This window comes from Streptomyces enissocaesilis (genome assembly GCF_039533765.1).
GTDB lineage: Bacteria > Actinomycetota > Actinomycetes > Streptomycetales > Streptomycetaceae > Streptomyces > Streptomyces enissocaesilis.
In genome coordinates this window covers 1-10,644 of sequence record NZ_BAAAUD010000097.1, presented here as the reverse complement: position 1 = coordinate 10,644, position 10,644 = coordinate 1, and the positions used below count along the sequence as shown (strand labels likewise).

The following is a 10,644-nucleotide window of genomic DNA, read 5'->3' as shown; positions in this document are numbered from 1 at the left end:
CGGCAGCCGCCCCGCCGCGTTGATCTCCCGCACCCGCGCCCTCAGCACCTCCCCCGGCGGAGCCGGGCGCACGTCCTCCGGCGGGCAGTCCCACTCCCGGCCCCCGCCCGCCGGCCGCAGCTGCACGTACGTCCCCACCCGCCCCATCACCCTCCCCACCCGCCCGTCCCGGGCATCCACGGCGTACGTCCCCGGTTCCGGCTCCGGCGGCCCGCCGCCCGTCACGGCTTGAGCCCGTGCAGGACGGCGGCGAGCCGCATCGCCGTGTCGAGGTTGCACCGCCCCAGGTCCACCAGCGGATACGGTGCCTCGCTCGCCAGCGACACCACGTCCACCCGCAACGACGGCAGCGTCACCGACACCACCTCCAGCCCCTCCCGCAACTGGGCCACCACCTCTTCCGCAGCCCGCAACCGCTCCGACGACCGCACCACCATGACCAGACACCTCCGCACGCTGTGTATTCGACTTCCTCACACAGCGTGGCCGAAAGCGCACTAGCCTGACCAGTAACAGCGGTCCAACAACACCGCATGTCGGACAGGGAGTTGCCATGCCCGGACCCAAGGGCCTCGACCCGTCTTCCTCCCCCAGGGCCCTGCTCGGCGCGGAACTGCGCCACGCCCGCGAGAAGGCCGGCCTCACTCAGGAGGAGCTGGGCCAGCCGCTGTTCGTGAGCGGCTCGTTCATCGGCCAACTGGAGGCGGGCACGCGCCGGATGATGCCGGAGTACGCGGTGAAGATCGACGAAGTCCTGGGTACGAACGGCTTCTTCGAGCGGAACTGCGAGGCGTCGACGAAGTCGAAGTACCCGGACCACTTCGCGGAAGCGGCCGAGGCGGAAGCGATCGCGACGGCGATCAAGGAGTACGCGCCGCTGCTGGTCCCGGGCCTGTTGCAGACGGAGGCGTACGCGAGGGCGATCTTCCGCGCGTACCAGCCGACGGCGACGGAGGCGGTCATCGACGAGCTGGTGGCGGCGAGGCTGGAGCGCGCGCACCTGCTCGACGATCCAACAAAGCCGCTGTTGTGGACGGTCCTGGACGAGGCGGTACTGCGCCGCAAGGTCGGCGAGCCCGCCGAGACGGCGGAGGCGCTGCGTCATGTGGCGGCGATGGCCCGACGCCACCGGGTCATCGTGCAGGTGCTGCCGTTCGATGCGGGCGCGCACGCGGCGATGGGCGGCGCCCTCAAGCTGATGGCCTTCGACGACGCACCCCCGCTCGCCTACCTCCAAGGGCCCGGAGCAGGGCAGTTGGAGGACGACCCGGCCACGGTCACCCGCCACCAACTGGCCTACGATCTGATTGGGGCCATGGCGCTGTCACCCAAGGAATCCCTGGCTCTGATCGATTCAGTGGCGGAGGATTACTCGCATGAAGATCAACCCTGAGTACGACCTGTCCACGGCGACCTGGCACAAGTCCAGCTACAGCGACGGCAGTGGCGGCGACTGCCTGGAGGTCGCCACCTGGCGCAAGTCCACCCACAGCGACAGCAGTGGCGGCAACTGCCTCGAAGTGGCCGACGGCCACCCCGGCATCGTCCCCGTCCGCGACTCGAAAGACCTGCTCGGCCCGGCGCTCGTGTTCCGGGCCGCCGCCTGGTCCGCCTTCGTCACCGGCGTGAAGAACGGGCAGGTCACAGCCGCCTGACTCGGCCCGGGGCTCAAGCCCCGGAGTCCGAGCCCTTTTCAGTGGAATGGGTGGTGGGTAACACCAACCACCCGCCCCCAACTCCCGCCCCTACCACCGCCCATGACCTTACGTGACCGGTTTGCCACAACGCGTCGCGGCGGTCTAGCGTGCCCCCATAACCGCATAACGAACAGCCCCCGCCGGTGTACCACCACCGACGAGGGCTTGACCAACAAGATCGAATCGAGCGATCCCTTGGCTGCGAACCAGCTTAATCCTGCCCTGCCCGCGCCCGCACATCCCCTGGCCAATCCGGGGTACGGAAAGCGCAGCGCCCCCGAGCAACGCCGCCCCCGCGACGACGACTTCGCCCACCTCCCCCGCCGCGAGGCGTCCATCGCCGGGTACATCGACCGGCTCCCCGAGGGGGCGGACATCTCCGTGAAGACGCTGGCCAAGGTCCTGCCGGACTACGGTCAGTGCGCCGTACGCACGTCCCTCCGCCGTCTCTCGGAAGCCGGTCATCTGCGCCTCGGCAAGGAGACCGTCACCGACCGGACAGGCAGCCGCCGCTGGGTCACCCGTACGTTCTTCTCCCGTACGGCCAGGGACGACGCCTGGTGGGCCGCGTTCCAGGGCGGCGGCAGCGCCCCCGGCGCGCCACAGCCCCCCGAGCGGCGCCGCCCGCCCGCACGCAGCCGGGCGTACGGCATCCTCGCCTCGCTGGGCCGCACCAAGCCCGCGATGTCGCTCTCGGAGGCCGACTGCGTCGCGCTGGAGGCCCTGGCCGCCGACTGGCTGGCCCGTGGCGCCACCGAGGCCGAGCTGGTGCACGCGCTGACCGACGGCCTGCCCCGGCCGGTCCACAGCCCGCCCGCGATCGCCCGTGTCCGGCTGGCGAAGCTGCCGCCGCAGCGCGCCCCCGAGCCGCAGCCGACGGCCGACCGCCCGCCCCTGCGCATGCTGGAGTGCACGGAATGCCGTGTGCCGGGCCGCCCGGAAGCCCTGGCCGGCGGCCTGTGCCGGGTGTGCCGCGACGAGCCCCCGCGCCCGCCGGGCAGCGGCCTGGCCGAGTCCGAGGTCCGCGCCCACGCGGCCAGGGTCCGGGCGGCCGCGACGCGCCCACCCGAAAGGACCCGCACGTGACCGTTCGGCTCACCCGCGCCGGAAGCCGGGCAGGATGGAGGGGAGGAGGCGACGCCATGACCCCCAGCACCGCCGAACGCCCGGAGATGTCCATCGAGGACTTCGAGGAGCTCGCCCGCGTGGCGCCCAGGAACGTAAAGCTCGAATTCGTCGGGGGGCGGCTGCTGGTCAAACACGGCCCGATCGACGTCGAGGACTTCGAGGAACTCGCCCGCAAGGCGCCCGAGACGGTGACGCTCGAACTCATCAACGGAAAGCTAAGGGTCAAGCCCGTGCCGGATGGCGATCACGGAGCAATCTTCATGTGGCTTCTGCGGCAGTGCATGCAGCATCGCCCTGATCTGGACCTCCACCCCGAGCAGGGGCTGGTGATCGATACCTACCGCAAGGGCCGCGCCCGCCCGGACGGGGTCCTCGCACCGATCGGGCACTTCGCCGGACAGGGCGAATGGGCGGTCCCCAAGGGTGTTCTCATGGTCGCCGAAGTCACCTCCCACGATTTCGACACCGACCGCCGCGACCGGGTCGAGAAGCGCGACGGTTACGCCACCGACGGCATTCCCGTCTACCTCCTCATCGATCGCGACGCCTGCGCCCTGACCGTATTCAGCGAGCCGGAGGGCGGGACGTACAAGCAGCACCCGTCCTATCCCTACGGGGCCACGGTCACGCTCCCCGACCCCGTCGGCATCACCCTCGAAACCGAGAGGCTCAAGGACTTCGCCCACTGAAACGCCACCGGGGCGGCACCCCCGAAGGGATGCCGCCCCAGTGCTGCGGAACAGCTGATCGAACGAGTCGATCAGAAGTCCATGTCACCGCCCGGCATGCCGCCGCCCGCGGGGGCACCGGCCTTCTCGGGCTTGTCGGCGATGACCGCCTCCGTGGTGAGGAACAGCGCGGCGATCGACGCGGCGTTCTGCAGCGCGGAGCGCGTGACCTTCGCCGGGTCGATGATGCCCTCGGCGATCATGTCGACGTACTCGCCGGTCGCGGCGTTCAGGCCGTGACCGATCGGCAGGTTGCGCACCTTCTCGACGATGACGCCACCCTCGAGACCACCGTTGACGGCGATCTGCTTGAGCGGGGCCTCCAGCGCGAGACGCACGGCGTTGGCACCGGTGGCCTCGTCGCCCGTGAGCTCGAGCTTCTCGAAGACGGCCGTGGCCTGGAGCAGAGCCACGCCACCACCGGCGACGATGCCCTCCTCGACGGCGGCCTTGGCGTTGCGCACCGCGTCCTCGATGCGGTGCTTGCGCTCCTTGAGCTCGACCTCGGTGGCGGCACCGGCCTTGATGACGGCCACGCCGCCGGCCAGCTTCGCCAGGCGCTCCTGGAGCTTCTCGCGGTCGTAGTCCGAGTCGGAGTTCTCGATCTCGGCACGGATCTGGTTGACGCGGCCCTGGACCTGGTCGCTCTCACCGGCGCCGTCGACGATCGTCGTCTCGTCCTTGGTGATGACGACCTTGCGGGCGCGGCCGAGCAGGTCGAGACCGGCGTTCTCCAGCTTGAGGCCGACCTCCTCGGAGATGACGGTGCCACCGGTGAGGATGGCGATGTCGCCGAGCATGGCCTTGCGGCGGTCACCGAAGCCCGGAGCCTTGACGGCGACGGACTTGAAGGTGCCACGGATCTTGTTGACGACGAGCGTGGACAGCGCCTCGCCCTCGACGTCCTCCGCGATGATCAGCAGCGGCTTGCCCGACTGCATGACCTTCTCCAGCAGCGGAAGGAGGTCCTTCACGTTGGAGATCTTGGAGTTGACGATCAGGATGTACGGGTCGTCGAGCGACGACTCCATGCGCTCCATGTCGGTGGCGAAGTACGCCGAGATGTAGCCCTTGTCGAAGCGCATGCCCTCGGTGAGCTCAAGCTCCAGACCGAAGGTCTGCGACTCCTCGACGGTGATGACGCCTTCCTTGCCGACCTTGTCCATCGCCTCGGCGATGAGCTCGCCGATCTGGGTGTCGGCGGCGGAGATGGAGGCCGTCGAAGCGATCTGCTCCTTGGTCTCCACGTCCTTGGCCTGCTCGAGGAGAGCGGCGGAGACGGCCTCGACGGCCTTCTCGATGCCGCGCTTGAGGGCCATCGGGTTGGCGCCGGCGGCGACGTTGCGCAGGCCCTCGCGGACCAGAGCCTGGGCGAGGACAGTCGCGGTCGTCGTGCCGTCACCGGCTACGTCGTCGGTCTTCTTCGCGACTTCCTTGACCAGCTCGGCGCCGATCTTCTCGTACGGGTCCTCGAGCTCGATCTCCTTGGCGATGGAAACACCATCGTTGGTGATCGTGGGGGCGCCCCACTTCTTCTCGAGGACGACGTTGCGGCCCTTGGGGCCGAGGGTGACCTTGACGGCGTCGGCGAGCTGGTTCATCCCGCGCTCGAGACCGCGCCGTGCCTCCTCGTCGAACGCGATGATCTTGGCCATGTGAAGTGGTCCTCCCGGACTGGGGTGGATTCTCCGGACCGAGTGGCGCCCGCGACGGACGGCCAGCCTGCCTGGTGGTTTTCCTTGTCCCACCCGGCCTGCGGGCCTCACCGGCCCGGTCCTTCTGTCACTCTCACTGGGAGAGTGCTAACAGTGCTAACGCCAATGATTAGCACTCGACCCCCTCGAGTGCAAGCGTCCCCCTCGGATGTGGACAGACGTCCCGGGGGCGCGGGGCACGCAGGAAGGGCCCGTACCCGGCGTGGGTACGGGCCCTTCCTGTGCGAGTGCGTCGGTGGCCGATCGCGCCGGGATCAGACGGCGAGCTTGACCATGTCCGCCTGCGGACCCTTCTGGCCCTGCGAGATCTCGAATTCGACTCGCTGACCCTCTTCAAGGGTGCGGTACCCGTCCATCTGGATCGCGCTGTAGTGGACGAAAACATCCGCACCACCGTCGACCGCGATGAAGCCGTACCCCTTCTCCGCGTTGAACCACTTGACGGTGCCCTGAGCCATGCCCAACTCCCCTATTACTGGCCCTTGCACGGGACCGCACTTCGCGGACCCGGGTCAGATCTCCACCCTCCGACAGGAGAGGGCGTGCGCCGGAACGCGTCGACCGCGGCTGAATGTATCTGCCCAACTGCCCTCTGCAACAGGTCAGTCGGACGAGAAATCTGGGCGCGGCCGAACAGTCGAATATGAGGAAGTCCCTGGTTTTCAGGGCAAGTCGGGCCGGACAAGGCGCGCATTGGCGGCAATCGGCTCGAACACTTTGGCTGCTTCTTGTCGCACGGGGACGCATTCTCATATGCGCCCGGCAAAGGCAGCGGAGGGGGCTTCCCCGACTCTACCCCGCTCAACCATGCAGAATTGCCCCCTCCGCTTCTGTGGCGGAGGGGGCAATGCGCGTGACGGCGGGTGTACGGCGGCGGATCAGCCTCCGGCGACGGCCGGGATGATCGAGACGCCGGCGCCGTCCGGCGTGGCCGTCTCCAGGCCCTGCTCGAAGCGCACGTCGTCGTCGTTCACGTACACGTTCACGAAGCGGCGCAGCTTGCCCTGGTCGTCCAGGACCCGGGCCGCGATGCCCGCGTGGTTCTTCTCCAGGTCGGCGATGACGTCGGCGAGGGTCGCGCCCTCGGCCGCGACCTCGGCCCTGCCGTCCGTGTACGTACGGAGAATCGTGGGGATGCGGACGTTGACGCTCATGCTTTTCTCCTCGCTAGCGCTCGGAGACGCACAGCGTGACGCGCCTCCTTTTCGGTTCGCTCGCTGCGCCCGCTCACGCGAGGCCAGCCTCTCGGAAAGAGTCCAGGTTGGGGCGGATGACGGCGGACTGGCCCGTGGTCGGGGCCACCGCCTCAAGGGTCTTCAGGCCGTCGCCCGTGTTGAGCACGACGGTCGTCAGGGTCGGGTCCAGCAGACCGGCCTCGATGAGCTTCCTGGTGACGCCGACGGTCACGCCGCCCGCGGTCTCCGCGAAGATGCCCTCCGTCTCGGCCAGCAGCTTGATCGACTCCACGACCTGCTCGTCGTCGACGTCCTCGACCGCGCCGCCCGTGCGGCGGGCGATGTCCAGGACGTACGGGCCGTCGGCCGGGTTGCCGATCGCCAGCGACTTGGCGATCGTGTTCGGCTTCTGCGGCCGTACGACGTCGTGCCCGGCCTTGAAGGCCGCCGACACCGGGGAGCAGCCCTCCGCCTGGGCACCGAAGATCTTGTACGGCCTGTCCTCGACCAGGCCCAGGGCGATGAGCTCCTTGAGACCCTTGTCGATCTTCGTGAGCTGCGAGCCCGAGGCGATCGGGATGACGAGCTGGTCCGGGATCCGCCAGCCGAGCTGCTCGCAGATCTCGTATGCCAGGGTCTTGGAGCCCTCGCCGTAGTACGGGCGCAGGTTGACGTTGACGAATCCCCAGCCCTCGCCCAGCGGGTCGCCGATGAGCTCGGAGCAGAAGCGGTTGACGTCGTCGTAGTTGCCCTCGATGCCGACCAGGTCGCCGCCGTAGACCGAGGCCATCACGACCTTGCCCTGCTCCAGGTCGTGCGGGATGAACACGCACGAGCGGAAGCCGGCCCGCGCGGCGGCGGCGCCGACCGCGCCGGCCAGGTTGCCGGTGGAGGAGCAGGAGAGCGTGGTGAAGCCGAACGCGCGGGCGGCCTCGACGGCGATGGCGACGACGCGGTCCTTGAAGGAGTGCGTCGGGTTGCCGGAGTCGTCCTTGACGTACAGACCGCCGGTGACACCCAGCGCGCGGGCCAGGTTGTCGGCCTTGACGAGCTTGGTGAAGCCCGGGTTCAGGCTGGGCTTGGACGCCACGTCGGCGGGCACGGGCAGCAGCGGCGCGTAGCGCCAGATGTTGTCCGGTCCGGCCTCGATCCGCTTGCGCAGCGCCTCGGCGTCGCCGAGCGGGAGGTCGTAGGCGACCTCAAGAGGACCGAAACAGGAAGAACAGGCGAAGATCGGGCCCAGTTCGAATCGTTCTCCGCACTCGCGGCAGGAAAGCGCGGTGGCGGGGCCCAGGTCTACGGGCAGGGAATGCGAGTCGGTGGCGCTTGCATCGGTTTCGACGGTCTGCACAGCCATGGTGGCGAGGCCCTTTCTCCTCATCTTCCCCACGGCGCGTTTCGCCGTGAGACGGAATTGGCACCGTCCCCACCACGACCTCGCGGTCGGCAGGATGGTTGCCGGGACTTCAACGGGCCGTTCCCTCTGTCCCTCTGGATGAGCGCTATGGCGCCGGGTCTGGGCCCGGCGCATTTGTTCCGCGAGCCCCCCGAGATGCGAGGGCGGTCCGCGTTGTTCAAGACTGTAACCGAAGCCCCGGGCGGCGGAGACAGTCGTCCGCACCGCGAGATGACTGTATCGATATGCCGCATATGCGGCATGGCACGCAAGGGAGAAGCACGTGCTCGAAGAGGTGGAGCGCTGGCTGGAACTGCGGTCCTGGACCACGGCCGACCGGTCGCTGGACCGGCTGGTCGCGGCCAAGACCGGACGTGGCCACAGCGTCAGCGTCGTGCTGCCCGCCCTCGACGAGGAGTCGACGGTCGGTGACATCGTCGCGGCGATACGCCATGAGCTGATGGAGGCCGTGCCGCTCGTCGACGAGCTCGTCGTCGTCGACTCCGGCTCGAAGGACCGCACGGCGCAGGTCGCGACGGCGGCGGGGGCGCGGGTCGTCCACCGTGACGCCGTACTGCCCCGAATACCGGCCCTGCGCGGCAAGGGCGAGGTGTTGTGGCGGTCACTCCTGGTGACCAGTGGTGACATCGTGTGTTTCATCGACTCGGACCTGCGGGACTTCTCCGCCTCGTTCGTCTCGGGCATCGTCGGGCCGCTGCTCACCGAGCCCGACGTGCACTTCGTGAAGGCGATGTACGACCGTCCGCTCGGCGAAGCCACAGGTCAGGGCGGTCGGGTGACCGAGCTGGTGGCCCGCCCGCTGCTCAACCTGCACTGGCCGCAGCTGGCCGGGTTCGTCCAGCCGCTGGGCGGCGAGTACGCCGTGCGCCGCTCGCTCCTGGAGCGGCTGCCCTTCCCCGTCGGTTACGGAGTGGAGCTGGGCCTGCTCGTCGACTCGCTCCACACGGTGGGCCTGGACGCGCTGGCCCAGGTCGACGTGGGCGTACGCAAACACCGCCACCAGGACGGGCAGGCGCTCGGGCGGATGGCCGCCACGATCTACCGGACCGCTCAGCAGCGGCTTTCGCGCGGCACTCTGGTGCGGCCCGTGCTGACGCAGTTCGAGCGGGGCGAGGACGGGTACGGATTCGTCCCGCGGACCTACGCGGTGGACACGGAGGAGCGGCCGCCGATGTGCGAGATCGACGAGTACGCGGCGCGCCGTGCGGCGTGACGGGTTCCGGAGGCTCGGGAGGCTCCGACCGTACGCACGTTTGAGGGCCTCCGGGACTGGCTAGGTTCGGCACATGGTCTCCGAGCACGCTGCACAGGTACTTGTCGCTTCCAATCGCGGCCCGGTCTCGTACACCCTCCGCGAGGACGGTTCGCTCGACGCCAGGCGCGGCGGGGGCGGTCTCGTCTCCGGCCTGTCGGCGATCGGGCAGGGCGCCGACTCGCTGTGGGTGTGCGCGGCGCTCGGGGACGGCGACCGGGAGGCGGTGCGGCGCGGGACGGGCGAGCCGGGCGTGCGGATGCTCGACATCGACGCCGGGGTGCACGCGGACGCGTACAACGGCATCGCGAACTCCGTGCTGTGGTTCGTCCACCACATGCTCTACCAGACCCCGCTGGAGCCGGCCTTCGACGCGGAGTTCCGGCGCCAGTGGGCGGCGTACGAGACGTACAACCGCGCCTTCGCCGACGCGCTGGCGGCCGAGGCGGCGCCGGGCGCCGTGGTGCTGGTGCAGGACTACCACCTGTGCCTGGTGCCCGGCATGCTGCGCGAGCTGCGCCCGGACCTGCGGATCGGCCACTTCTCGCACACCCCGTGGGCGCCCGTCGACTACTTCCGCCTGCTGCCCGACGACATCGCGCGACAGCTGCTGCGCGGCCTGCTGGGCGCGGACCGGGTGGCGTTCCTGACCCGGCGCTGGGCGGACGCCTTCGCGGCGTGCGCGGTGGACGTGCTGGGCGACGGCGCGCTGGACGGCACGGCGCTCGGGGTGCACGGCCTGGGCGCGGACGCGGACTTCCTGCGGGCGCGCTCGCAGCGGCAGGACGTGGAGGAGTGGCTGGTCAGGCTGCGGGAGCGGGTCGGGGCCGGGCGCAGGACCGTCGTCCGGGTGGACCGTACGGAACTGTCGAAGAACATCGTGCGCGGGCTGCTCGCCTACCGGCAGCTGCTCACGGACCGGCCCGAGTGGCGCGGGCGGGTGGTGCACATCGCGTTCGCGTATCCGTCGCGGCAGGACCTGGCGGTCTACCGCGACTACACGGCCTCCGTGCGGCGCCTCGCCGAGGAGATCAACGCCGCGTACGGGACGGACGACTGGCAGCCGGTGCTGCTGGAGCTGGACGACGACTTCGCGCGCTCCCTGGCGGCGTACCGGATGGCCGACGTGGCGCTGGTCAACCCGATCAGGGACGGCATGAACCTCGTGGCCAAGGAGGTGCCCGTCGTCTCCGACGAGGGGTGCGCGCTGGTGCTCTCGCGGGAGGCGGGGGCGTACGAGGAGCTGGGCGAGGACGCGATCGTCGTCAACCCGTACGACGTCATGGCGACGGCGGACGCGCTGCACGAGGCACTGGTGATGGAGCCGCAGGAGCGGACGGAGCGGACGAAGCGGCTGGCCGCGGCGGCGACGGCGCTGCCACCGGCGGCCTGGTTCCTGGACCAGCTCGCGGCACTGGCCTCGGAGTAGGCCCGGCGCCGACCCCGGAACAGGGCCCCCCGGCCGGGGGCAGGGCGCTGGTGATGGAACCGCAGGAGCGGACGAAGCGGCTGGCCGCGGCGGCGACGGCGCT

12 protein-coding genes and 1 riboswitch are annotated in these 10,644 nt (G+C 69.9%); of the genes, 6 read left to right on the top strand and 6 right to left on the bottom strand.

The genetic code is table 11. The features are described from left to right. On the bottom strand, window positions 1-225 hold a 225-nt coding region (locus ABD374_RS32025), incomplete at its 3' end, for a hypothetical protein (protein WP_344500212.1). Beyond that, window positions 222-437, bottom strand: a complete 216-nt coding sequence (locus ABD374_RS32020) for a hypothetical protein (RefSeq protein WP_093800304.1) — start codon at window positions 435-437, stop codon at window positions 222-224. The genes ABD374_RS32020 and ABD374_RS32025, both read right to left, overlap by 4 nt. A 116-nt stretch (window positions 438-553) precedes the next feature. Between ABD374_RS32020 and ABD374_RS32015 the strand changes: the two genes are divergently transcribed. The 4 genes from ABD374_RS32015 (at window position 554) to ABD374_RS32000 (ending at window position 3,514) form a co-directional block, all read left to right on the top strand. After that, window positions 554-1,393, top strand: a complete 840-nt coding sequence (locus ABD374_RS32015) for a helix-turn-helix domain-containing protein (protein ID WP_344500209.1) — start codon at window positions 554-556, stop codon at window positions 1,391-1,393. Then, window positions 1,377-1,655, top strand: a complete 279-nt coding sequence (locus ABD374_RS32010; RefSeq protein WP_344500207.1) for a DUF397 domain-containing protein — start codon at window positions 1,377-1,379, stop codon at window positions 1,653-1,655. Before ABD374_RS32015 ends, ABD374_RS32010 begins: the two co-directional genes overlap by 17 nt. 285 nt (window positions 1,656-1,940) lie before the next feature. Continuing rightward, window positions 1,941-2,783, top strand: a complete 843-nt coding sequence (locus ABD374_RS32005; protein ID WP_344500214.1) for a hypothetical protein — start codon at window positions 1,941-1,943, stop codon at window positions 2,781-2,783. A 56-nt stretch (window positions 2,784-2,839) separates the two neighbouring features. Further along, window positions 2,840-3,514 carry a Uma2 family endonuclease gene (locus tag ABD374_RS32000; protein ID WP_344500205.1) on the top strand — a complete coding sequence of 225 codons (675 nt, stop codon included), beginning with the start codon at window positions 2,840-2,842 and terminating at the stop codon, window positions 3,512-3,514. A 71-nt stretch (window positions 3,515-3,585) separates the two neighbouring features. Here the strand turns inward: ABD374_RS32000 and groL are convergent, their stop codons facing one another. The 4 genes from groL to thrC all read right to left on the bottom strand — a co-directional run bounded on the left by groL (window position 3,586) and on the right by thrC (window position 7,800). After that, a complete protein-coding gene (gene groL, locus ABD374_RS31995) occupies window positions 3,586-5,208 on the bottom strand; it encodes a chaperonin GroEL (protein ID WP_344500203.1) in 1,623 nt (540 codons plus the stop codon). Window positions 5,209-5,522: 314 nt separating this feature from the next. Beyond that, window positions 5,523-5,726: a cold-shock protein gene (locus ABD374_RS31990; protein ID WP_005315736.1), complete on the bottom strand. Its 204-nt coding sequence runs from the start codon at window positions 5,724-5,726 to the stop codon at window positions 5,523-5,525. A 420-nt stretch (window positions 5,727-6,146) separates the two neighbouring features. Next, on the bottom strand, window positions 6,147-6,422 hold the full coding sequence (locus tag ABD374_RS31985; protein ID WP_344500201.1) for a MoaD/ThiS family protein: 276 nt from the start codon (window positions 6,420-6,422) through the stop codon (window positions 6,147-6,149). Between the two features lie 73 nt (window positions 6,423-6,495). Further along, complete coding sequence (gene thrC / locus ABD374_RS31980; protein WP_344500199.1) at window positions 6,496-7,800, bottom strand: threonine synthase; 1,305 nt, start codon at window positions 7,798-7,800, stop codon at window positions 6,496-6,498. 17 nt (window positions 7,801-7,817) lie between these two features. Then, window positions 7,818-7,945, bottom strand: a riboswitch (SAM riboswitch). Between the two features lie 177 nt (window positions 7,946-8,122). On the opposite strand from thrC, the gene ABD374_RS31975 reads away from it, so the two are divergent. Continuing rightward, window positions 8,123-9,073 carry a glucosyl-3-phosphoglycerate synthase gene (locus ABD374_RS31975; protein ID WP_344500197.1) on the top strand — a complete coding sequence of 317 codons (951 nt, stop codon included), beginning with the start codon at window positions 8,123-8,125 and terminating at the stop codon, window positions 9,071-9,073. Between the two features lie 73 nt (window positions 9,074-9,146). Then, window positions 9,147-10,541 (top strand): alpha,alpha-trehalose-phosphate synthase (UDP-forming), encoded by a 1,395-nt coding sequence (locus ABD374_RS31970; protein ID WP_344500195.1) that lies wholly within the window; start codon window positions 9,147-9,149, stop codon window positions 10,539-10,541. The last annotated feature ends 103 nt before the right edge of the window (window positions 10,542-10,644 follow it).